Origin of the sequence: Kosakonia oryzendophytica (assembly GCF_027886705.1) — a bacterium.
Lineage (GTDB): Bacteria > Pseudomonadota > Gammaproteobacteria > Enterobacterales > Enterobacteriaceae > Kosakonia > Kosakonia oryzendophytica.
In genome coordinates, this window is record NZ_CP115659.1 from 369245 (window position 1) to 392065 (window position 22821).

A 22821-nucleotide genomic window follows, 5' to 3' on the forward strand; every position below is an offset into this window, starting at 1 on the left:
TTAAGTCCCTGTATCTTTTAGCGTTGCGTGAATCTCTCTTACTCAGTGTAGTGGCGGGGAAAGGGGGATGACAATGCTGACTCCCCCACTATGGACGTAATTCCGCTTTTTCTGACCGGCTTATTTCTTCGCTTTGAGCCTTTCTTGCCAGATCAACAGCTCGAAAACGCCGAACAGGAAGATACGGATCTGTTCTGCTTTGCTCATCTGCGGACCGTCTTTCGGCAGTGCACTTTTCAGCATAGTAGCCTGCAAAGCGTGCATAAACACGGTGAATACCAGCGCGACGTTGACAAAAATATTCAGTGGGCGCGGAAAGGGTTTAATTAAGTTCCACAGCAAAAAGGCCCAGATGCACAGCATCAACAGACGGCCCAAATTAATCAGCAGCGGCATGCTTCTCTCCTTGTACTGCGCGGTGATAGAGACGGTAAGCCACCTGACCCGCGACTTTTTCCCGATACAGTTGCCAGTGCGCAGGCACCGGCGGTTGCCCATTTTCCACTTCGCTTTCTATATAGATTAACGCGTCATCAGCGAGCCAGCCGTTGTTTTCCAGCAAGCGTAGCGTCTCTTCCAGCATGCCTTTACGAAAGGGTGGATCGATAAACACAATATTGTGCGGGGTGCCCGGCGCGGCTAAAAAGCTCAGCGTATTGGTGTTAACGACGGTTGCATTCGTTGCTTTCAGCGTAGCCAGATTCTGTTGCAATTGTTGCGCGACGCTGCGCTCCATCTCCAGCAGGGTGGCACGGGCAGCGTAGCGCGACAGTGCCTCCAGCCCCAGCGCGCCGCTTCCGGCGAAGCAGTCGAGACAGTGGGCGTCTACCATTGAGGGTGCCAGCCAGTTAAACAATGTTTCACGCACGCGGTCGGTGGTTGGGCGCAGGCCGGGGCTGTCGGGCACCGGCAGTTTTCGGCCTCGCCACTGCCCGCCGATAATGCGTATCTGGCCGCTGGCGGCACGGTTGGGTTTCTTCATGGTTTTCGCTTTGCTCATCATTTCGGCCTGCTATTCTAGCGACCCGGAGAAGGACGTTAAACCCTAATCCTCAAGTCGTGATGCGAGTTCAGGAAAGTGGTAGACTATCCGACTAATTAACAAATGTTTTCAGTCCTGGTCGTGCAGACGGGCTGCGCCATGAATCAATCGCGAGGAGTGTGGTCGCCAATGGCAAATGAGAAGAAACGTGGCTTTTTTTCCTGGCTTGGCTTTGGGCAGAAAGAGCAGGCTGATGAGGCGCAAACCGAACAACAGCCTGTCACTGAGCAGCCGGTTGACGAGACGCCGGTAGCTGAGCCTGCCGACAGTGAAAAATTCGCCGAAGAGGTCGTAGCGGTAAGCGAAACGCTCAGCCACGAAGCACCGTCTCCGGAACCGGTAGCGGAAGAGACGCGCGCGCAGCTTGAACACGAAGAGCTGCCGCTGCCGGAAGAGGTGGTTGAGCAGGAGAGCGGCGCTGAAGAGTGGATGTCGGAAGCTGAACCACACGCGGAAGCGCACGTTGATGCTGAAGACAACGACGCACCGCTGAGCGACGAAGAGCTGGAAGCCCAGGCGCTGGCGGCGCAGGCGGCTGAAGAAGCGGTTGTGGTGGTGCCGGTGGACGAGACGGCGATTGAACAGGAGAAACCGACGAAAGAGGGTTTCTTTGCGCGTCTTAAACGCAGCCTGCTGAAAACAAAAGAGAATCTCGGATCCGGATTTATCAGTCTGTTCCGCGGGAAAAAGATCGACGATGATCTGTTTGAAGAGCTGGAAGAGCAACTGCTGATTGCGGATGTGGGCGTGGAAACCACGCGTAAAATCATCACCAATCTGACAGAAGGCGCCAGCCGCAAACAACTGCGCGACGCCGAAGCACTGTATGGTTTGCTGAAAGATGAGATGAGCGGGATCCTTGCAAAAGTGGATGAGCCGCTCAGTGTCGAAGGCAAAACGCCGTTTGTTATCCTGATGGTTGGCGTGAATGGTGTGGGGAAAACTACCACCATCGGCAAGCTGGCGCGTCAGTTTGAGCAACAGGGCAAATCGGTCATGCTGGCGGCGGGGGATACCTTCCGTGCGGCAGCGGTGGAACAGCTCCAGGTGTGGGGCCAGCGCAATAATATTCCGGTGATTGCTCAGCATACCGGCGCGGATTCCGCCTCGGTGATTTTTGACGCTATCCAGGCGGCGAAGGCGCGTAATGTGGATGTGCTGATTGCCGATACCGCAGGGCGTTTGCAGAACAAATCGCACCTGATGGAAGAACTGAAGAAAATCGTCCGCGTGATGAAAAAACTGGACGAAGATGCGCCGCACGAAGTGATGCTGACGATTGACGCCAGCACCGGGCAAAATGCCATCAGCCAGGCCAAACTGTTCCACGAAGCGGTAGGGTTAACGGGGATTACGTTGACCAAGCTTGATGGTACGGCCAAGGGGGGCGTGATCTTCTCGGTGGCGGATCAGTTTGGCATTCCTATCCGTTACATTGGTGTCGGCGAGCGTATTGAGGATCTGCGTCCGTTTAATGCGGGCGATTTTATTGAGGCACTTTTTGCCCGAGAGGATTAACAATGATTCGCTTTGAACACGTCAGCAAAGCCTATCTCGGTGGGAGACAAGCGCTGCAGGGGGTGACCTTTCACCTGCAGCCGGGCGAGATGGCCTTTCTGACCGGGCATTCCGGTGCGGGGAAAAGCACCCTGCTGAAGCTTATCTGCGGGATTGAGCGGCCCAGCGCCGGGAAAATCCTTTTCGGCGGCCATGATATTACCCGTCTGAAGAACCGCGAAGTGCCGTTTTTGCGCCGCCAAATCGGCATGATTTTTCAGGATCACCATCTGTTGATGGATCGTACGGTATTCGACAATGTGGCGATCCCGCTGATCATTGCTGGCGCCAGCGGCGATGATATTCGTCGTCGCGTCTCTGCGGCGCTGGATAAAGTGGGTCTGCTCGACAAAGCGAAAAGCTTTCCCATTCAGCTTTCCGGTGGTGAACAACAGCGCGTAGGGATTGCCCGTGCGGTGGTGAATAAGCCTGCCGTGCTGCTGGCGGATGAACCGACCGGCAACCTGGATGACGCGCTGTCGGAAGGAATCTTACGTCTGTTCGAGGAATTTAACCGCGTTGGGGTGACAGTGCTGATGGCGACGCATGATCTGGGACTGATTTCCCGGCGTTCGTATCGCATGCTGAGCCTGAGCGACGGTCATTTGCACGGAGGCCATGCGGGTGAATAAGCGTGATGCACTAAACCAGATCCGGCAGTTTGGCAGCAAGCTTGACCGTTTCCGTAAAGCGTCTGGTTCTTCTGGCGACAGCAACCGCAATGCGCCGCGTCGCGGCAAAGCGGCGAACAAAGCGCCATCGCGTAAGAGCAATGTGTTTAACGAGCAGGTGCGCTACGCCTGGCACGGCGCTTTGCAGGATCTGAAAAGTAAACCGCTGGCAACCTTCCTGACGGTAATGGTTATCGCCATCTCTCTGACGCTGCCCAGCGTTTGCTACATGGTGTACAAAAACGTCAACCAGGCGGCCTCGCAGTACTATCCGTCTCCGCAGATCACCGTTTACTTCGACAAGGCGCTGGATGATAACGCTGCTCAGCAGGTGGTAGGGCAGTTGCAGTCGGAGCAGGGAGTTGAAAAGGTGAACTATCTTTCCCGCGAGGATGCGCTTGGCGAGTTCCGCAACTGGTCCGGTTTCGGTGGCGCACTGGATATGCTGGAAGAGAACCCCTTGCCTGCGGTGGCGGTCGTGGTGCCGAAACTTGATTTCCAGACGCCCGATTCGCTTAACACCTTGCGTGACCGCATTTCCCGTATCCACGGCATTGATGAAGTACGCATGGATGATAGTTGGTTTGCGCGCCTGGCGTCACTCACCGGGCTGGTGGGGCGCGTGTCGGCGATGATTGGCGTATTGATGGTGGCGGCTGTCTTCCTGGTGATTGGCAACAGCGTGCGGTTGAGTATCTTCGCCCGCCGCGACACTATCAACGTGCAGAAACTGATTGGCGCAACGGATGGCTTTATTCTGCGCCCGTTCCTGTATGGCGGTGCGCTGCTCGGCTTCTCCGGCGCGTTCCTATCGTTGATCCTGTCGGAAATCCTGGTGATGCGTTTGTCATCGGCGGTGACCGAAGTGGCGAAAGTCTTTGGCACCCAGTTTGAATTGAGCGGTTTGTCGTTCGATGAGTGCCTGCTGTTGCTGCTGGTGTGCTCTATGATTGGCTGGGTCGCGGCCTGGCTGGCGACAGTGCAACATTTACGTCACTTTACTCCGGATTAGAAAAATTTTGGTATACTCTTTCCCGGCAATGCAGAATTCCGTTGCCGGGAAGGATACGGATTCCTTTGATCTTCCTTGCCACGGTTTTTTCATCCCGATGTCACAATTTGTGCGTAATTTATTCACAACCCTACAGGGAACTTGTGGATAAAATCACTGTCTGATAAAACTGTGAGTGCTATTCTCGTTGCTCAAAAACGCTGGCATGTTTGTTGCCTGATGGGGACTGACCGCCGCCAGTTGAAAGTGAATTGAGAGGATTTGAATGACCAAAGAAATGCAAACTTTAGCTTTAGCCCCTGTTGGTAACCTGGAGTCGTATATCCGGGCCGCTAACGCATGGCCGATGTTGACGGCTGATGAAGAGCGGGCACTGGCTGAAAAGCTGCATTACCAGGGCGATCTGGAAGCAGCGAAAAAGCTGATTCTGTCTCACCTGCGCTTTGTTGTTCATATTGCTCGTAATTACTCGGGCTATGGTCTGCCGCAGGCGGATCTGATCCAGGAAGGTAATATCGGCCTGATGAAAGCCGTGCGTCGTTTCAACCCGGAAGTGGGCGTGCGCCTGGTCTCCTTCGCCGTACACTGGATTAAAGCTGAGATCCACGAGTACGTATTGCGCAACTGGCGTATCGTGAAGGTCGCCACCACAAAAGCACAGCGTAAGCTGTTCTTTAACCTGCGTAAAACCAAGCAGCGTCTGGGTTGGTTCAATCAGGATGAAGTGGAAATGGTTGCCCGTGAGCTGGGCGTAACCAGCAAAGACGTGCGTGAAATGGAATCGCGTATGGCCGCCCAGGACATGACCTTTGATATGTCGCCTGATGACGATGCGCAAGACAGCCAGCCAATGGCACCGGTGCTTTATCTGCAGGATAAATCGTCTAACTTTGCCGACGGCATTGAAGACGATAACTGGGAAGAGCAGGCCGCTAACAAACTGGTCGATGCGATGCAGGGGCTGGACGAACGTAGCCAGCAGATTATTCGCGCCCGCTGGCTGGACGAAGAGAATAAGTCCACGTTGCAGGAGCTGGCCGACCGTTACGGCGTGTCTGCCGAGCGTGTGCGTCAGTTAGAAAAGAACGCGATGAAAAAACTGCGCGCCGCTATCGAAGCGTAAGCGAATTGCAGTGAAACAAGCCGGGACGGCGTCAGCCTCTCCCGGCTTTTTGTTGTCTGTTTGTTCCTGTCTTCGCCTTCATCCCATGTTATCCCGCCGTTTCGTCCCGTCATTCACCACTTCTTGTTTCTGTCACATCGCAACATAAAAGCTGTCCTGTCGGTGTTCCATCGCTTGCGCGAAACTGAGTGAAATATCGCATTGCTAAAGGCGCTATATACTTGGTAAGCGGGCATACACAGACAGGGGACATCAAGGTGAAAAATAACGAATTACATCAACGCCGTTTACAGGCGACGCCGCGTGGAATTGGGGTGATGTGCGGGTTTTACGCCGAAAAAGCGGAGAACGCCACGCTGTGGGATGTGGAAGGCAACGAAGTGATCGATTTTGCCGCCGGTATTGCAGTGCTGAATACCGGACATCGCCATCCGAAAGTGATGGCGGCGGTAGAAAAACAGCTGCAGGCATTTACGCATACTGCCTACCAAATCGTGCCTTACGAAAGCTATGTGTCACTGGCGGAGCGCATCAATGCGCGCGTGCCGGTCACTGGCCCGGCCAAAACAGCGTTCTTCTCAACGGGGGCGGAAGCGGTGGAAAACGCGGTGAAAATCGCCCGTGCATATACCCGGCGCCCGGGTGTTATCACCTTCGGCGGCGGTTTCCATGGCCGAACCTTTATGACCATGGCCCTGACTGGCAAAGTCGCCCCTTATAAAATCGGCTTTGGCCCGTTCCCGGGTTCGATTTACCACGCGCAGTACCCAAACACCTTGCACGGCGTGAGCACGGGCGATGCGCTGAAAAGCCTGGAACGCATTTTTAAAGCCGATATCGCACCGGATCAGGTTGCCGCTATCCTGCTGGAACCGGTACAGGGCGAAGGGGGCTTTAATGTCGCACCTGCGGACTTTATGCAAGCGCTGCGTAAGTTGTGTGATAGCCACGGTATTTTATTGATTGTCGATGAAGTCCAGAGCGGGTTTGCCCGTACCGGCAAACTCTTTGCCTCGGAGTATTACGACGTCAAACCTGACCTGATCACCATGGCGAAGAGTCTGGCGGGCGGCTTGCCGCTGTCGGCGGTTGCGGGACGCGCGGAGGTCATGGACGCTCCTGCACCTGGCGGGCTGGGCGGCACCTATGCAGGTAACCCGCTGGCGGTGGCGGCAGCGCATGCGGTGCTGGATGTTATCGAAGAAGAGGATTTGTGCGAACGCGCTAATCACCTGGGTAAACATCTGGTGGAAGTGTTGAACAACGCCAAAACGCAGTGCCCCTATATCGCGGAGATTCGTGCGCAGGGGTCGATGGTGGCGGTGGAGTTTAACGATCCGAACACCGGCGCACCGTCGGCAGAATTTACGAAGCAGGTGCAGGATAAGGCGCTGGCGGCAGGGCTGTTACTGCTGACCTGCGGCGTTTACGGCAACGTGATCCGTTTCCTCTATCCATTGACCATTCCGGAAGTCCAGTTCCGTAAAGCGCTGGATATTCTCCAGCAGTCGCTGACGCACTAATTATTTAGCCGCCTTATGGGCGGCTTTTCCACAAACTGTCATCACGCTGTCGCACAACCTTCAAAATTGTTATTCCATATTCTGAAAATTGGGGTATGTTTTAGCAGAGTATGCTGCCAGTGCACGGGCAGAATCGCTAATAACTACTATCATATTCTTTGCTTATGTGTATAAGCAAAATAATGTGTCAAACAACAACATCACAACAAATAGCAATCACCATAACAATGGGGAATCTCAGGATGAAAATGAAGGGTAAAGCGTTACTGGCGGGATGTATTGCGTTAGCAATGAGCAACGTGGCATTCGCCAAAGATATTAAAGTTGCCGTTGTGGGTGCAATGTCCGGTCCGGTTGCGCAGTACGGTGACCAGGAATTTACCGGCGCTGAGCAGGCAATTGCCGATATCAACGCGAAGGGTGGGATCAAAGGCGACAAACTGGTTGCGGTGAAATATGACGATGCCTGCGACCCGAAACAAGCGGTAGCGGTTGCCAACAAAGTGGTTAACGACGGGATCAAATACGTAATCGGTCACCTGTGCTCCTCCTCCACTCAGCCAGCGTCTGATATCTACGAAGATGAAGGCATTCTGATGATTACGCCTGCAGCGACGGCACCAGAGCTGACCAGCCGTGGTTACAAACTGACGCTGCGCACCACCGGTCTGGACTCCGATCAGGGGCCGACCGCCGCGAAATACATTCTGCAGAGCGTGAAGCCGCAGCGTATCGCGGTTATTCATGATAAGCAGCAATATGGCGAAGGCCTGGCGCGCGCTGTGCAGGACGGGCTGAAAAAAGGCGGCGCGAACGTGGTGTTCTTTGACGGTATCACCGCGGGTGAGAAAGACTTCTCTACGCTGGTGGCGCGCCTGAAGAAAGAAAATATCGATTTCGTCTACTACGGCGGTTATCACCCGGAAATGGGTCAGATCCTGCGTCAATCACGCGCAGCAGGTCTGCAAACCAAATTCATGGGCCCGGAGGGGGTCGCCAACGTTTCCCTGTCTAATATTGCAGGCGACTCTGCGGAAGGCATGCTGGTGACCAAGCCGAAGAACTATGATCAGATCCCGGCAAACAAACCGATTGTGGACGCGATCAAAGGCAAGAAACAGGATCCGAGCGGCGCGTTCGTATGGACCACCTACGCGGCGCTGCAGTCGCTGGCTGCTGGCCTGAATCAGTCTGCCGATCCGGCAGCTATCGCAACCTGGCTGAAAGGGCACTCAGTGGATACCGTAATGGGGCCGCTGTCCTGGGATGAGAAAGGCGATCTGAAAGGTTTTGAGTTCGGTGTCTTCACCTGGCATGCTAACGGCACAGCAACCGACGCGAAATAAGCCTGAACTGACCGCAGCCTTTCGTGCCGCAGGCGCACTGGCTGCGCTCGCTTACCCCGTTTACTTATCTGTGTAGGTATCCGGGGAGAGCAGCAACCTGCCTGAGACGCCATATTCCCGGGCAAGGCGTTCTTCTAAGCCGGATGGAGATCTTCCCATCCGGCTTTTTTTAGCGTTTTTCCCAGCCGTTTTCTTGTGCGGTGAAGCCCAGTGTTTGGGTAAAGGCGGCCATCACGGCCCTGTCTTCCACACCAATATCCACTATCCACCAACTGGTTATCGCCGGATTATCGCGCATCACTTCTTCGACCAGATATTGCCCGATACCGCGACGGCGAGTGATATCGCGCACGCGAAGTGAATCCAGTGCGCCTTCGGTACCGCGTAATGTCACGCGTACGGCGGCCAGCAACCTGTCATTAAAGCGCGCCGCATAGATGCGGTGCGTGTCGTCCACGTCGAGCGACGCGGGGGAGTATTCCGGCCAGACTTTCGCTAAATCAATATGATCCTGCTCGGTAAAGTTCACCAGTCGGATGATAGTCAATTTCATGTACAGCTTGTCCAAAATGCAAAAGATAGTGTGAGTGTAAACAATTTCGTTTGGCCGGGTCTGTTAGTTTTTTATTTTTCATCTAACAGGCGAATAATTTTGCCGCAGCCTTCGGGGTAGCGTGAAACATTGGAGATCGAAAAACAGACAGGATTTTAACCTGATCAGTAGTGATTTATTCCGCTCTTTGTACCATTATTTTATGCTGAAGCCTGGCCTTTTTTTGTTTATCTCCGATTAAATACAGAATATTATCTCTGCTTAATCGCCTGAAAAATAGAGGATTTAGTCTGGTTTTTGCCAAAAGACTGCGCTAAACCATTAAAGGCACTGGTAAAAATAGCGTTGTACATTAAAAGTACAGAATGCTTTTTAACCATAAAAAAACAAAATATTTACACAACATCACGACAAGTGGGGATTTAAAAGAATGAGAAGGAACGCGAAGACAGCGATCGCGGGGATGGTTGCACTTGCGATGTCTCACGCGGCCATGGCGGCAGAGATTAAAGTCGCGGTTGTAGGTGCGATGTCCGGTCCTGTTGCGCAGTGGGGCGACATGGAGTTTAACGGTGCGCGGCAGGCAATCCACGATATCAACGCTAAAGGCGGGATCAAAGGCGACAAACTGGTTGCGATGGAATATGACGATGCCTGTGATCCGAAACAAGCGGTTGCTGTCGCTAACAAAATCGTTAACGACGGCGTGAAATATGTCATTGGTCACCTCTGTTCCTCATCAACGCAGCCTGCTTCCGATATCTATGAAGACGAAGGCATTCTGATGATCACGCCTGGCGCGACCAATCCGGAACTGACCCAGCGCGGTTATCAGCACATTATGCGTACCGCCGGGCTGGACTCCTCGCAAGGGCCGACTGCTGCAAAATACATCCTGAATACGGTGAAGCCGCAACGCATCGCCATCATCCATGATAAACAGCAGTACGGCGAAGGCCTCGCACGTTCCGTTCAGGACGGGCTGAAAGCGGGCGGAGCGAATGTGGTGTTCTTCGACGGTATTACCGCCGGTGAAAAAGACTTTTCTGCGCTGATTGCACGCCTGAAAAAAGAAAACATCGACTTTGTCTACTACGGTGGTTACTACCCTGAGATGGGGCAGATGCTGCGTCAGGCTCGCGCCAACGGCCTGAAAACCCGGTTTATGGGACCGGAAGGTGTGGGCAACGCGTCGCTGTCCAATATCGCGGGGGATGCAGCGGAAGGCATGCTGGTTACCATGCCGAAACGCTATGACCAGGATCCTGCGAATCAGGGCATCGTCGATGCGCTGAAAGCAGAGAAAAAAGATCCGAGCGGTCCGTATGTGTGGATTACCTATGCCGCCGTACAGTCGCTGGCGACCGCGCTTGAGCGGAGCAGCAGCGCCGAGCCGCTGGCGCTGATCAAAGATTTAAAAGCCAACGGGGCTAAAACCGTGATTGGGCCGCTGAACTGGGATGAAAAAGGCGATCTGAAGGGATTTGATTTTGGCGTTTTCCAATGGCACGCCGATGGTTCGTCGTCCGTGGCGAAATAACTGTCATCCCTCTCTCCGGGCGCAACGTCTGGAGAGATTTAAGAAGGTTATGTTATGTCCGAGCAGTTTCTTTACTTCTTGCAGCAGATGTTTAACGGCGTCACGCTGGGAAGCACCTATGCATTGATCGCCATTGGTTACACCATGGTTTACGGCATTATCGGTATGATCAACTTCGCCCACGGCGAGGTGTACATGATCGGTAGCTATGTCTCTTTTATGATTATCGCTGCACTGATGATGATGGGCATCGACTCCAGCTGGTTGCTGGTGGCGGCCGGTTTCGTCGGGGCGATTGTGATAGCCAGCGCTTACGGCTGGAGCATTGAACGGGTGGCCTATCGCCCGGTGCGTAACTCCAAACGCCTGATTGCGCTCATCTCCGCCATCGGTATGTCGATATTCCTGCAAAACTACGTCAGCCTGACCGAAGGTTCCCGTGACGTGGCGTTGCCAAGCCTGTTTAACGGCCAGTGGGTAGTCGGTCACAGTGAAAACTTTTCTGCCAGCATCACCACCATGCAGTTGGTTATCTGGATCGTGACGTTTATCTCCATGCTGGCGCTGACATTGTTCATCCGCTATTCCCGCATGGGGCGCGCTTGTCGCGCCTGTTCGGAAGACTTAAAAATGGCAAGCCTGCTGGGCATCAATACTGACCGCGTGATTGCGCTGACCTTTGTGATCGGCGCAGCAATGGCGGCGGTGGCGGGTGTGCTGCTGGGCCAGTTCTATGGCGTTATTAACCCTTACATCGGTTTTATGGCGGGGATGAAGGCGTTTACCGCGGCAGTGCTCGGCGGTATCGGCAGTATTCCTGGCGCTATGATCGGCGGGCTGATCCTCGGTGTGGCGGAATCCCTCTCTTCGGCGTATCTGAGTACCGAATATAAAGATGTGGTGTCGTTTGCGCTGTTGATCATGGTGTTGCTGGTGATGCCGACCGGTATCCTTGGCCGCCCGGAGGTTGAAAAAGTATGAAACCGATGCATTTTGCGATGGCGCTGCTTTCTGCTGCGCTGTTCTTCATCCTGGCGAGCGTCTTTATGGGCGTCCAACTGGAACTGGACGGGACCAAACTGGTGGTGAACACCGCTGCGCATATTCGCTGGCAGTGGGTATTTATCGGCACGGCGGTGGTCTTTTTCTTCCAGTTGTTGCGCCCGATGTTCCAGAAATCACTGAAGGGTGTCTCCGGGCCGAAGTTTATTCTGCCAGCTATTGATGGCTCAACGGTAAAACAGAAGCTGTTCCTGTTGGCGCTGCTGGTGATTGCCGTGGCGTGGCCGTTTGTGGTGTCGCGCGGTACGGTGGATATCGCCACCATGACAATGATTTATATCATTCTCGGTCTGGGCCTGAACGTAGTGGTGGGTCTCTCTGGCCTGCTGGTGCTGGGCTACGGTGGTTTCTACGCGATTGGCGCGTATACCTTTGCGTTGCTGAACCACTATTACGGTCTCGGTTTCTGGACTTGCCTGCCGCTGGCCGGTCTGGTCTCCGCCGCCGCGGGTTTCCTGCTTGGTTTCCCGGTGCTGCGTCTGCGTGGCGACTATCTGGCGATTGTGACGCTGGGTTTTGGGGAAATCGTCCGTATTCTGCTGTTGAACAATACTGAAGTTACGGGTGGCCCGAACGGCATTAGCCAGATCCCGAAACCGACGCTGTTTGGTCTGGAGTTCAGCCGGACGGCGCGTGAAGGCGGTTGGGATACCTTCAGCAACTTCTTTAATGTGCAATACGATCCCGGCGATCGTGTCGTATTCCTCTACCTGGTAGCGCTGCTGCTGGTGGTGGTGACGCTGTTTGTGATCAACCGTCTGCTGCGCATGCCGCTGGGCAGAGCGTGGGAAGCGCTGCGCGAAGATGAGATCGCCTGCCGTTCGTTGGGTCTTAGCCCGACCCGCATCAAGCTGACGGCGTTTACCATCAGTGCGGCGTTTGCCGGTTTTGCCGGGACGCTGTTTGCTGCGCGCCAGGGGTTTGTCAGTCCGGAATCCTTCACCTTCGCCGAGTCTGCATTTGTACTGGCGATCGTGGTGCTGGGGGGGATGGGGTCGCAATTTGCGGTTATCCTCGCCGCTATCCTGCTGGTGGTCTCCCGTGAACTGATGCGTGACTTTAATGAATACAGCATGTTGATGCTGGGTGGTTTGATGGTACTGATGATGATCTGGCGTCCGCAAGGCTTGCTGCCGATGACCCGTCCGCAGTTGAAACTGAAAAACGGGCAAGTAAAAGGAGAGCAGGCATGAGTCAGCCATTATTATCCGTAAACGGCCTGATGATGCGCTTCGGCGGCCTGCTCGCCGTTAACAACGTGGCGCTGGAGCTGAAGGCACAAGAGATCGTTTCGCTGATTGGTCCGAATGGTGCGGGTAAAACCACGGTGTTCAACTGTCTCACCGGTTTCTATAAACCGACAGGCGGTACCATTATGCTGCGTGACCAGCACCTGGAAGGGCTGCCGGGTCAGGAAATCGCCCGGATGGGCGTGGTGCGCACCTTCCAGCATGTGCGCTTGTTCCGTGAAATGACGGTGATCGAAAACCTGCTGGTGGCACAGCATCAGCAATTAAAGACCGGGGTCTTTTCTGGTCTGCTGAAAACCCCGTCGTTTCGCCGGGCGCAGAGTGAAGCGCTGGATCGCGCCGCCACCTGGCTGGATCGTATTGGTTTGTTAGCGCACGCTAACCGCCAGGCGAGCAACCTTGCCTACGGCGACCAGCGTCGTCTGGAAATCGTGCGTTGCATGGTGACGCAGCCAGAGATCCTGATGCTCGACGAACCAGCCGCCGGTCTGAACCCGAAAGAGACGAAAGAACTGGATGAGCTGATTGTTGAGCTGCGCAATAACCACAACACCACCATTCTGCTGATTGAGCACGATATGAAACTGGTGATGGGCATTTCCGATCGTATTTATGTGGTGAACCAGGGGACGCCGCTGGCGAACGGAACACCGGAAGAAATTCGTAACAATCCGGACGTGATCCGCGCCTATTTGGGCGAAGCATAAGGTGGGTGAGGCTAAGATGGAAAAAGTCATGTTGTCGTTTGACAAAGTAAGCGCCCACTACGGCAAAATCCAGGCACTGCACGATGTCAGTCTGCATATTAATCAGGGGGAAATCGTGACCCTGATTGGCGCGAACGGTGCGGGTAAAACCACGCTGCTTGGGACGCTGTGCGGCGATCCGCGCGCCACCAGTGGGCGTGTTGTGTTTGATGGTAAAGATATTACCGACTGGCAAACCGCGAAGATCATGCGTGAAGCGGTGGCGATTGTCCCGGAAGGGCGTCGTGTCTTTTCGCGTATGACCGTTGAGGAAAATCTGGCGATGGGCGGTTTCTTTGCCGACAGCGAGCAGTATCAAACCCGCATTAAGCGGGTGTATGAGCTGTTCCCGCGTCTGCATGAGCGCCGTCTTCAGCGTGCGGGCACCATGTCCGGTGGTGAGCAGCAGATGCTGGCCATTGGCCGTGCATTGATGAGCCAGCCGCGTTTGCTGTTGCTGGACGAGCCGTCGCTTGGACTGGCACCTATCATTATTCAGCAAATCTTCGACACCATTGAGCAACTGCGTGAAGAAGGGATGACCATCTTCCTTGTGGAGCAGAACGCCAACCAGGCGCTGAAGCTCGCCGATCGCGGCTATGTGCTGGAGAATGGTCACGTGGTGCTGGAAGATACCGGTGAAGCACTGCTGGCGAATGAAGCGGTGCGCAGTGCTTATCTGGGCGGTTAAACGTTCGCGTAAAACATCTGAACCGGTCGCGAGTGGCCGGTTTTTTATTATCTGAAAAGTGCCATGCCGGGATGCTGCCTGCGGATTTGATGGGATATGATGCGGGCGGCGCTTGAGGCTTTTTGCCTCATGACGGTAGAAAGTTGTGCGGCACAAAGAAGAAAGCCCCGTAGTAAGTTAATGTTGATTAACCACCACGAGGCCATCCGAATGCCTGAACAACATCAGGATAGCCTCTTACCCGCCGCAAGGCAAGGAGGCGTGAACCATGAAAATTCCGCGAAACACTCTTCTCTGGTGCGTATTTATGGTGTGTTTCACACTCGTGATATTCACCTGGCTGACACGAAAATCACTGTGCGAGATCCGCTACAGGGATAGCGACAGGGAGGTGGCGGCTTTCATGGCTTACGAATCCGGTAAGTAGCAACCTGGAGGCAGGGAGCAATCCCTGCCTTTTCAGGAGCGACAGTTGCCGGCATCGCCTCTGAGCGCCTTTATAAAGGGCTTCTTTGCGAGCAGGGAAGCCCTTTCCCTTATCCTCTGGCAATCCGCCATTTTTCCTTCACGTTACTATCATCCCACCGACATTTCCCTGACGCCTGGCTGTCATTTATTTGTAATTAAAAGATTATTTTTCTGTCATTCGAGCATGTCATGTTACCTCGCGAGCACAAAACGCGTGATATCGCGCATCCCGTATAACAAGAGAGAGCATAATGACAACGTTACGACATACAGCTTTGGGTCTGGCGCTGGGATTCGTTTTTGCAGGCAACGCCCTGGCCGCAACCACCATTCCATTCTGGCATTCGATGGAAGGGGAGTTAGGTAAAGAAGTTGACTCCCTGGCGCAACGTTTCAATGACACCCATCCGGATTACAAAATCGTACCGGTGTACAAAGGCAACTATGAGCAGAGCCTGAGCGCAGGTATCGCTGCCTTCCGTACTGGCAACGCGCCGGCGATTTTGCAGGTATACGAAGTGGGCACCGCGACCATGATGGCATCAAAAGCGATCAAGCCGGTGTACCAGGTCTTCCAGGACGCAGGCATCAAGTTTGATGAAAGCCAGTTCGTTCCGACGGTTTCCGGCTATTACACCGACTCTAAAACCGGCCATTTGCTCTCTCAGCCGTTTAACAGCTCCACGCCGGTGCTCTATTACAACAAAGACGCTTTCAAAAAAGCCGGTCTGAACCCGGACCAGCCGCCGAAAACCTGGCAGGATCTCGCCGAATACACCGCGAAGCTGAAAGCTGCAGGCATGAAATGCGGCTACGCCAGCGGCTGGCAGGGCTGGATCCAGATTGAAAACTTCAGCGCCTGGCATGGTTTGCCGGTTGCGACCAAAAACAACGGTTTTGACGGTACGGACGCCGTACTGGAATTTAACAAACCGGAGCAGGTGAAACATATCGCCATGCTGGAAGCACTGAACAAGAAAGGTGAATTCAGCTACTTTGGACGTAAAGATGAGTCCACCGAGAAGTTCTATAACGGCGATTGCGCTATCACTACCGCGTCTTCTGGGTCGCTGGCAGATATTCGTCACTACGCCAAATTTAACTATGGCGTCGGCATGATGCCTTACGATGCCACGGTGAAAGGTGCGCCGCAGAACGCCATTATCGGTGGAGCGAGCCTGTGGGTCATGCAGGGCAAAGACGAGGCAACCTACAAAGGCGTTGCGCAATTCCTCGACTTCCTGACGAAACCGGAAAACGCAGCCGAATGGCACCAGAAAACCGGTTATCTGCCGATTACTACCGCCGCTTACGACCTGACGCGCCAGCAAGGGTTCTATGATAAAAACCCCGGTGCGGATATCGCTACCCGTCAGATGTTGAACAAGCCGCCTCTGGCTTTCACCAAAGGTCTGCGTCTGGGCAACATGCCGCAGATCCGCACCATTGTTGATGAAGAGCTGGAAAGCGTATGGACCGGCAAGAAAACCCCGCAGCAGGCGCTGGATGCGGCCGTAGAGCGTGGTAACCAACTGCTGCGCCGCTTCGAGCAGTCCACCAAGTCTTAATCTTCTCACCCTCTCTCCGGCCCTCTCTCTACCCGGGAGAGGGTGTTTTTCCCTTTGCCCCTGGTGGAGAGGGGCAGGGGAGAGGCAAACACAAGCAGAGCTAATTTATGTCCTCATCCCGTCCGGTGTTTCGTTCACGCTGGCTACCTTACCTTCTGGTTGCGCCGCAACTGGCGATCACGGTTATTTTCTTTATCTGGCCTGCGGGCGAAGCGCTGTGGTACTCGGTGCAGAGCGTCGATCCGTTCGGGCTTTCCAGCCAGTTCGTTGGGCTGGATAACTTCGTGGCGTTGTTTCACGACAGTTATTATCTGGATGCTTTCTGGACGACTATCCGGTTTAGCGCACTGGTGACGTTCAGCGGTCTGCTCGTGTCGCTGTTTTTTGCCGCTCTGGTGGATAACGTGGTGCGCGGCAGTCGGATTTACCAAACGCTGATGCTGCTGCCCTATGCCGTTGCTCCTGCTGTTGCCGCAGTGTTGTGGATCTTCCTCTTCAATCCCGGGCGCGGGCTGATCACCCACTTTTTGGAACACTTTGGCTATGACTGGAACCATGCACAACATAGCGGCCAGGCCATGTTCCTGGTGGTGTTCGCCTCGGTGTGGAAGCAAATAAGCTACAACTTTCTGTTCTTTTTTGCGGCGTTACAGTCGATCCCCCGTTCGCTGGTGGAAGCGGCCGCCATTGATGGCGCAGGGCCTGTTCGCCGGTTCTTCACATTGTCGCTACCGTTAATCGCACCGGTCAGTTTTTTCCTGCTGGTGGTGAACCTGGTGTATGCCTTCTTCGACACTTTCCCGGTTATCGATGCTGCCACTGCAGGTGGACCGGTACAGGCGACCACCACGCTTATCTACAAAATCTACCGTGAAGGTTTTGCCGGGCTGGATCTCTCCGCTTCTGCGGCGCAGTCGGTGGTGCTGATGGTGCTGGTGATTGTGCTGACGGTCGTTCAGTTCCGCTATGTTGAAAGTAAGGTGCGCTACCAATGATTGAGAATCGCCCTGGCCTGACCCTGTTCAGCCATATCATGCTTATTCTCGGCATCGCGGTGGTGCTGTTTCCGCTGTATGTCGCCTTTGTGACGGCAACGCTGGATATCAAGGCGGTCTATGACACCCCGATGACCTTAATCCCCGGGACGCACCTGTGGGAAAACCTGCGCAATATCTGGATAAACGGTATCGGCGTGAACAGCGCGCCTTTCTGGTTGATGCTGACCAACAGTTTCATTATGGCGCTGGTGATCACCATCGGGAAAATCGCCGTGTCGATCCTGTCGGCGTTTGCCATCGTCTGGTTCCGTTTCCCGCTGCGTAACCTGTTTTTCTGGATGATCTTCAGTACGTTAATGCTGCCCGTGGAAGTGCGCATTTTTCCGACGGTGGAAGTGATCGCCAACCTGAAAATGCTCGACAGCTACACCGGCCTGACGCTGCCACTGATGGCCTCGGCCACCGCAACATTCCTGTTCCGCCAGTTCTTTATGACGCTGCCGGACGAACTGATGGAAGCGGCGCGCATTGATGGTGCCTCACCGATGCGCTTTTTCCGCGACATCGTGCTGCCGCTCTCCAAAACCAACCTTGCGGCGTTATTTGTTATCACCTTTATCTACGGCTGGAACCAGTATCTGTGGCCGCTGCTGATTATCAGCGATGTGAACCTTGGCACCGCCGTGGCGGGCGTGAAGGGCATGATTGCCAGCGGCGAAGGCACCACGCAATGGAACCAGGTAATGGCAGCCATGTTGCTGACGCTGATCCCCCCGGTCGTTATCGTTTTAGCCATGCAGCGCGCCTTTGTACGCGGCCTGGTCGACAGTGAGAAATAAGATGGCAGGATTAAAATTACAAGCGGTTACGAAGAGTTGGGACAATGGTAAAACCCAGGTGATCCAGCCACTGACGCTGGATGTCGCCGACGGCGAATTTATTGTTATGGTTGGGCCATCCGGTTGTGGGAAATCCACCCTGCTGCGCATGGTCGCCGGGCTGGAGCGTGTCTCCAGCGGCGATATCTGGATCGATACCCAGCGTGTTACGGAAATGGAACCCAAAGATCGCGGAATTGCGATGGTGTTTCAGAACTACGCGCTCTACCCGCACATGAGTGTGGAGGAGAACATGGCGTGGGGGCTGAAGATCCGCGGTATGGGCAAGGAGCATATCGCCGGGCGCGTGGCGGAAGCAGCACGTATTCTCGAACTGGATGGGCTGTTAAAACGCCGCCCGCGCGAGCTTTCTGGCGGTCAGCGTCAGCGTGTCGCGATGGGGCGTGCGATTGTGCGCGATCCGGCGGTATTCCTGTTTGATGAACCGCTCTCGAATCTCGACGCCAAACTGCGTGTACAGATGCGCCTGGAACTGCAACAGTTGCACCGTCGCCTGAACACCACCTCGTTGTATGTGACACACGACCAGGTGGAAGCGATGACGCTGGCACAGCGGGTGATGGTGATGAACAAAGGTGTGGCGGAACAGATTGGTACGCCGGTTGAGGTGTATGAAAAACCCGCCAGCCGTTTCGTTGCCAGTTTTATTGGCAGCCCGGCCATGAACCTGCTTGATGGTCGTATCTGTAGCGCCGGCACCCACTTTGAACTGGACAGCGGTATGGCGCTGCCCATCAACGGGTACTATCACGGTTACGCCGGGCGTAAAATGACGCTGGGTATCCGCCCGGAACATATTGCGTTAAGCTCACAATCCGCCGGCGGTATCCCGCTGGTGATGGATACGCTGGAGATGCTCGGCGCAGATAACCTGGCGCATGGGCGCTGGGGAGAGCAGAAGCTGGTGGTGCGTCTTGCGCATCAGGAGCGCCCGGCGGCAGGCAGCACGTTGTGGCTCTCTCTGCCGGAAAATCACCTCCACTTATTTGATGGTGAAACAGGACAACGAGTATGAGTAACTGGCCATATCCCCACATCGTCGCGCATCGTGGCGGCGGTAAACTGGCGCCGGAAAATACGCTGGCGGCGATTGATGTCGGCGCTCGCTACGGTCACACGATGATTGAGTTCGACGCCAAACTGTCAAAAGATGGGCAAATTTTCCTACTGCATGACGACAACCTCGAGCGCACCAGCAATGGCTGGGGCGTGGCGGGCGAGCTGGCATGGAATGATTTGCTGAAAGTGGATGCGGGCGGCTGGTACGGCGGGAAATTTAAAGGTGAGCCGTTGCCGCTGCTCTCTCAGGTGGCGGAGCGCTGCCGTCTGCACGGCATGATGGCCAATATCGAAATCAAACCCACCACCGGCACCGGGCCGCTGACGGGCAAAGTGGTGGCGCTGGCGGCGCGAGAACTCTGGGCAGACATGACGCCCCCGCTGCTCTCTTCCTTTGAGATTGATGCACTGGAAGCGGCGCAACAGGCTGCGCCTGAGCTGCCGCGCGGGCTATTGCTGGATGAATGGCGTGATGACTGGCAGGCGCTGACTACCCGGTTAGGGTGCGTATCAATTCACCTGAATCATCGTCTGCTGGACGAAGCCCGCACGCGGATGCTGCGTGCAGCGGGTTTACGCATTCTGGTTTATACCGTCAATGAACCCCAACGCGCGGGAGAGTTGCTGCGCTGGGGCGTAGATTGTATCTGCACCGATAAAATCGACGAGATCGGCCCTGATTTTACGTTTTAAGGCGTTGTGGATGACGGCGTGCCACGCAGCAGGCCGCCATTCTGATTTTGCGGCAACATGTGCTGCTGTGTTCCAGTATCGGCATTATTTGTTCCGTTGCTGAGCTGATTGCCGTTCTGATTCTGCGGCAACATATGCTGCTGCATATTCACCCTGCCACCATTACCGATCCCCTGGCTGAGCATGCCGCCGTTAGTATTGGGGAGCAGTTGCTGGCGGCTGGGATCGAGCTCCCCCGGCTGGGCCTGCCTTACGCGTTGCGCGTCGTTATTTAACTGGGTCTGCAGGTGTTGTTGTTGTTGACGGGCTTGCGTCTGTAGCTGTTGATTCAGCATTCCTTGCTGTTGTTGTTGCTGATTAAGCATCCGCGTTTCCATGCGCTGCTGGCTGGGGATCACATAACCCGGCTGATTGGGATTATTAGTGGTATTCAGTGGCTGTGCAAATGCGGCAAAAGGCAGCAGTGCCGCCACAAACAGTAATCGTTTCATCGTCCTTTCCTCCTTTGAGGCTTCTCCTAAGTTTACCTCGTTTCATTCATGACGATGATTTTTTAGGAGTTGTGAACCAGGCTTAATCGGGAACTGTAGCCCTTCTATTCGGAGAACAACGATGATGAAACAGACGTTTGCGCGCTGGGTGGCTATCGCCGCGCTGACCGCGGGAGGATGTTTTAGCGCGGGCGCTGCGCCGCCACCGACGCAAGCACCTGCGCCCGTCTCATATGGCGTTGAAGCCGATGTCTTCCATCCTGTGCGGGCGAAGCAGGGCATGGTGGCATCCGTGGATGAGACCGCAACCCGTGTCGGCGTGGATATCCTGAAACAGGGGGGGAACGCCGTGGATGCTGCCGTCGCGGTGGGCTATGCGCTGGCAGTCACCCATCCCCAGGCCGGGAACCTGGGCGGCGGCGGGTTTATGATGATCCGCACCAAAGATGGCAAGGTTACTGCTATCGATTTCCGCGAAATGGCACCCGCCGCGGCCACACGCGATATGTTTCTTGACGATCAAGGCAACCCGGACAGTAAAAAATCACTGACATCGCATCTGGCTTCCGGTACGCCCGGCACGGTTGCGGGGTTCTCGCTGGCGCTGGAGAAGTACGGCACTCTGCCATTGAACAAAGTCATTCAACCTGCGATTAAGCTGGCCAGACAAGGGATCACGGTGAATGATGCGCTGGCGGACGACCTGAAAACCTACGGCAGCGAAGTGTTGCCAAACCACGAAAACAGTAAAGCGATTTTCTGGAAAAACGACGAACCGCTGAAAAAAGGCGACAAACTGGTGCAGAGCAATCTCGCCAAAAGCCTGGAACTGATTGCGGAGAAAGGGCCGGATGCTTTCTATAAAGGCGAGATTGCCAGCCAGATCGTGCAAGAGATGAGTAAGAACGGCGGGCTTATCAGCAAAGAGGATCTGGCAAATTATAAAGCCGTAGAGCGTACGCCCATCAGCGGTGATTATCGTGGTTACCAGGTTTACTCCATGCCGCCGCCGTCATCGGGCGGCATCCATATTGTGCAAATCCTCAATATTCTTGAAAACTTCGACATGGCGAAATATGGCTTTGGCAGCGCCGATGCAATGCAGGTGATGGCGGAAGCCGAAAAGTACGCCTATGCCGATCGCTCTGAATATCTGGGCGATCCGGACTTTGTGAAAGTGCCGTGGCAGGCACTCACCGATAAAGCGTATGCCAAATCCATTGCGGAAAAAATTGACGTTAACAAAGCCCGGCCCTCCAGCCAGATCCGCCCCGGTAAGCTGGAGCCGTATGAGAGTAACCAAACCACGCACTTCTCCGTGGTGGACAAAGACGGTAATGCGGTTTCGGTGACCTATACACTGAACACCACGTTCGGGACCGGGATTGTCGCGGGGAATAGCGGCATTTTGCTGAATAATGAGATGGATGACTTCTCCGCAAAACCCGGCGTACCGAATGTCTACGGACTGGTTGGCGGTGACGCCAACGCGGTCGGCCCCGGCAAACGTCCGCTCTCTTCCATGTCGCCAACCATTGTGGTGAAAGACGGCAAAACCTGGCTGGTCACCGGTAGTCCCGGCGGTAGTCGTATTATCACAACAGTGCTGCAAATGGTGGTTAACAGCATCGATTTTGGGATGAACGTCGCCGAAGCGAGCAATGCGCCGCGCTTTCATCATCAGTGGTTGCCGGATGAGTTGCGCGTAGAAAAAGGCTTCAGCCCGGACACGCTAAAACTGCTCGAGCAACGCGGGCAGAAAGTGGTGGTGAAAGAGGCGATGGGCAGTACGCAGAGCATTATGGTCGGGCCGGATGGCACGCTGTATGGCGCGTCTGACCCGCGTTCGGTGGATGATTTAACGGCCGGTTATTGATTTAAACCTCTCCCCGCCCGGGGAGAGGTTTCCGTTTAACCCTTCACGCGTGCCATAAAGTAAGAATCCACATACTCGCCATTGCGCAGTGCGTAACGCTTAGCGGTGCCCTCGATTTCAAAGCCGAATTTGCGGTACACGGCCAGCGCGGGCGCGTTATCGACAAACACCGTCAATTCAATGCGTTCGATGCGCAACCAGTTATCGCACAGGTTGATCATCTCCTGCATCAGTGCACTGGCGACGCCGCGATTGTGAAACGCTGACGAAACCGCCATGCCAAAAAAGGCCACATGGCTACGTCGCTGATTTTGTTCCAACATCAGCGTCAGGTTTCCGACGACCTGTTCATCAATACAGGCGACCAACTGGCGGCGGCCTGGCTGCGGTTTCAGACGATCTTCCCACAGCTCAGCAGGCGGGTGAGGTAGCTGTAGCAGGTTGTGATACACCTCAGGTTGCGCATAAAACTGGCGTAGAGCTTCTGCATCGCGCGCTTCGGCATGGCGTATCACTATCTTACTCATCCTGCTTCTCCTGGTTTGTGGGGGTGCCTTACACATTCCTGGCTTTATGATGCAGCGTCAACTGCCAATTTTTGCAAAAATCAGTAGACAAGTGCGAATGATAATGATTATTATTGCCATGCGTTC

At 54.7% G+C, this 22821-nt stretch carries 23 protein-coding genes and 1 pseudogene; 19 read left to right on the plus strand and 5 right to left on the minus strand.

Going from position 1 to position 22821, the window contains the following annotated elements:
* Positions 1 to 120: 120 nt before the first annotated feature.
* On the minus strand, positions 121 to 390 hold the full coding sequence (locus tag O9K67_RS01700) for a DUF1145 family protein (RefSeq protein ID WP_170933847.1): 270 nt from the start codon (positions 388 to 390) through the stop codon (positions 121 to 123).
* A complete protein-coding gene (gene rsmD / locus O9K67_RS01705; RefSeq protein WP_061499726.1) occupies positions 380 to 982 on the minus strand; it encodes a 16S rRNA (guanine(966)-N(2))-methyltransferase in 603 nt (200 codons plus the stop codon). Before rsmD ends, O9K67_RS01700 begins: the two co-directional genes overlap by 11 nt.
* 189 nt (positions 983 to 1171) lie before the next feature.
* Here rsmD and ftsY point away from each other — a divergent pair, with 189 nt between their 5' ends.
* The 6 genes from ftsY to O9K67_RS01735 all read left to right on the plus strand — a co-directional run bounded on the left by ftsY (position 1172) and on the right by O9K67_RS01735 (position 8274).
* Positions 1172 to 2560: a signal recognition particle-docking protein FtsY gene (gene ftsY, locus O9K67_RS01710; protein WP_061492816.1), complete on the plus strand. Its 1389-nt coding sequence runs from the start codon at positions 1172 to 1174 to the stop codon at positions 2558 to 2560.
* 2 nt (positions 2561 to 2562) lie between these two features.
* Complete coding sequence (ftsE, locus tag O9K67_RS01715) at positions 2563 to 3231, plus strand: cell division ATP-binding protein FtsE (protein ID WP_061492817.1); 669 nt, start codon at positions 2563 to 2565, stop codon at positions 3229 to 3231.
* Positions 3224 to 4282, plus strand: coding sequence for a permease-like cell division protein FtsX (gene ftsX, locus O9K67_RS01720; RefSeq protein WP_061499729.1), 1059 nt, complete (start codon positions 3224 to 3226; stop codon positions 4280 to 4282). The genes ftsE and ftsX overlap by 8 nt, the downstream gene beginning before the upstream one ends.
* A 265-nt stretch (positions 4283 to 4547) precedes the next feature.
* Positions 4548 to 5405: an RNA polymerase sigma factor RpoH gene (gene rpoH / locus O9K67_RS01725; protein WP_061492818.1), complete on the plus strand. Its 858-nt coding sequence runs from the start codon at positions 4548 to 4550 to the stop codon at positions 5403 to 5405.
* A gap of 257 nt (positions 5406 to 5662) precedes the next feature.
* A complete protein-coding gene (locus O9K67_RS01730; protein WP_061492819.1) occupies positions 5663 to 6928 on the plus strand; it encodes a 4-aminobutyrate--2-oxoglutarate transaminase in 1266 nt (421 codons plus the stop codon).
* A 242-nt stretch (positions 6929 to 7170) separates the two neighbouring features.
* A complete protein-coding gene (locus tag O9K67_RS01735; RefSeq protein ID WP_061492820.1) occupies positions 7171 to 8274 on the plus strand; it encodes a branched-chain amino acid ABC transporter substrate-binding protein in 1104 nt (367 codons plus the stop codon).
* Between the two features lie 169 nt (positions 8275 to 8443).
* Here O9K67_RS01735 and panM read toward each other — a convergent pair whose 3' ends face one another.
* The gene (panM, locus tag O9K67_RS01740) at positions 8444 to 8827 is read right to left on the minus strand and encodes an aspartate 1-decarboxylase autocleavage activator PanM (protein ID WP_061492821.1); all 384 of its coding nucleotides are present in this window, start codon (positions 8825 to 8827) and stop codon (positions 8444 to 8446) included.
* A gap of 430 nt (positions 8828 to 9257) precedes the next feature.
* Between panM and livK the strand changes: the two genes are divergently transcribed.
* The 12 genes and pseudogenes from livK to ugpQ all read left to right on the plus strand — a co-directional run bounded on the left by livK (position 9258) and on the right by ugpQ (position 19801).
* Positions 9258 to 10367 (plus strand): high-affinity branched-chain amino acid ABC transporter substrate-binding protein LivK, encoded by a 1110-nt coding sequence (livK, locus tag O9K67_RS01745; protein ID WP_061492822.1) that lies wholly within the window; start codon positions 9258 to 9260, stop codon positions 10365 to 10367.
* Between the two features lie 54 nt (positions 10368 to 10421).
* Positions 10422 to 11348 carry a high-affinity branched-chain amino acid ABC transporter permease LivH gene (livH, locus tag O9K67_RS01750; protein ID WP_061492823.1) on the plus strand — a complete coding sequence of 309 codons (927 nt, stop codon included), beginning with the start codon at positions 10422 to 10424 and terminating at the stop codon, positions 11346 to 11348.
* Positions 11345 to 12622, plus strand: coding sequence for a high-affinity branched-chain amino acid ABC transporter permease LivM (locus O9K67_RS01755; RefSeq protein WP_061492824.1), 1278 nt, complete (start codon positions 11345 to 11347; stop codon positions 12620 to 12622). The genes livH and O9K67_RS01755 overlap by 4 nt, the downstream gene beginning before the upstream one ends.
* On the plus strand, positions 12619 to 13386 hold the full coding sequence (gene livG, locus O9K67_RS01760; RefSeq protein WP_061492825.1) for a high-affinity branched-chain amino acid ABC transporter ATP-binding protein LivG: 768 nt from the start codon (positions 12619 to 12621) through the stop codon (positions 13384 to 13386). Before O9K67_RS01755 ends, livG begins: the two co-directional genes overlap by 4 nt.
* A 16-nt stretch (positions 13387 to 13402) precedes the next feature.
* Positions 13403 to 14116 (plus strand): high-affinity branched-chain amino acid ABC transporter ATP-binding protein LivF, encoded by a 714-nt coding sequence (gene livF, locus O9K67_RS01765; RefSeq protein WP_061492826.1) that lies wholly within the window; start codon positions 13403 to 13405, stop codon positions 14114 to 14116.
* A 210-nt stretch (positions 14117 to 14326) separates the two neighbouring features.
* Positions 14327 to 14434 (plus strand): annotated as a pseudogene (locus O9K67_RS01770) (DUF5431 family protein); the annotation flags it as partial.
* Positions 14385 to 14543: a type I toxin-antitoxin system Hok family toxin gene (locus O9K67_RS01775; RefSeq protein ID WP_061492827.1), complete on the plus strand. Its 159-nt coding sequence runs from the start codon at positions 14385 to 14387 to the stop codon at positions 14541 to 14543. The pseudogene O9K67_RS01770 and the gene O9K67_RS01775, both read left to right, overlap by 50 nt.
* A 292-nt stretch (positions 14544 to 14835) precedes the next feature.
* Positions 14836 to 16152, plus strand: coding sequence for a sn-glycerol-3-phosphate ABC transporter substrate-binding protein UgpB (gene ugpB, locus O9K67_RS01780; RefSeq protein ID WP_061492828.1), 1317 nt, complete (start codon positions 14836 to 14838; stop codon positions 16150 to 16152).
* 107 nt (positions 16153 to 16259) lie between these two features.
* The gene (gene ugpA / locus O9K67_RS01785) at positions 16260 to 17147 is read left to right on the plus strand and encodes a sn-glycerol-3-phosphate ABC transporter permease UgpA (RefSeq protein WP_061492829.1); all 888 of its coding nucleotides are present in this window, start codon (positions 16260 to 16262) and stop codon (positions 17145 to 17147) included.
* Positions 17144 to 17989 (plus strand): sn-glycerol-3-phosphate ABC transporter permease UgpE, encoded by an 846-nt coding sequence (ugpE, locus tag O9K67_RS01790; protein WP_061492830.1) that lies wholly within the window; start codon positions 17144 to 17146, stop codon positions 17987 to 17989. Before ugpA ends, ugpE begins: the two co-directional genes overlap by 4 nt.
* Before the next feature lies 1 nt (position 17990).
* Positions 17991 to 19064 (plus strand): sn-glycerol-3-phosphate import ATP-binding protein UgpC, encoded by a 1074-nt coding sequence (locus tag O9K67_RS01795; RefSeq protein ID WP_061492831.1) that lies wholly within the window; start codon positions 17991 to 17993, stop codon positions 19062 to 19064.
* Positions 19061 to 19801, plus strand: a complete 741-nt coding sequence (gene ugpQ / locus O9K67_RS01800; protein WP_061492832.1) for a glycerophosphodiester phosphodiesterase — start codon at positions 19061 to 19063, stop codon at positions 19799 to 19801. Before O9K67_RS01795 ends, ugpQ begins: the two co-directional genes overlap by 4 nt.
* Here the strand turns inward: ugpQ and O9K67_RS01805 are convergent.
* Positions 19798 to 20292: a DUF2756 family protein gene (locus tag O9K67_RS01805; RefSeq protein ID WP_061492833.1), complete on the minus strand. Its 495-nt coding sequence runs from the start codon at positions 20290 to 20292 to the stop codon at positions 19798 to 19800. The two genes, ugpQ and O9K67_RS01805, sit on opposite strands and share 4 nt — an antisense overlap.
* A 121-nt stretch (positions 20293 to 20413) precedes the next feature.
* Between O9K67_RS01805 and ggt the strand changes: the two genes are divergently transcribed.
* Positions 20414 to 22168 carry a gamma-glutamyltransferase gene (ggt, locus tag O9K67_RS01810; protein ID WP_061492834.1) on the plus strand — a complete coding sequence of 585 codons (1755 nt, stop codon included), beginning with the start codon at positions 20414 to 20416 and terminating at the stop codon, positions 22166 to 22168.
* 35 nt (positions 22169 to 22203) lie between these two features.
* Here the strand turns inward: ggt and yhhY are convergent, their stop codons facing one another.
* Positions 22204 to 22695: an N-acetyltransferase gene (gene yhhY, locus O9K67_RS01815; RefSeq protein WP_061492835.1), complete on the minus strand. Its 492-nt coding sequence runs from the start codon at positions 22693 to 22695 to the stop codon at positions 22204 to 22206.
* Positions 22696 to 22821: the final 126 nt, after the last annotated feature.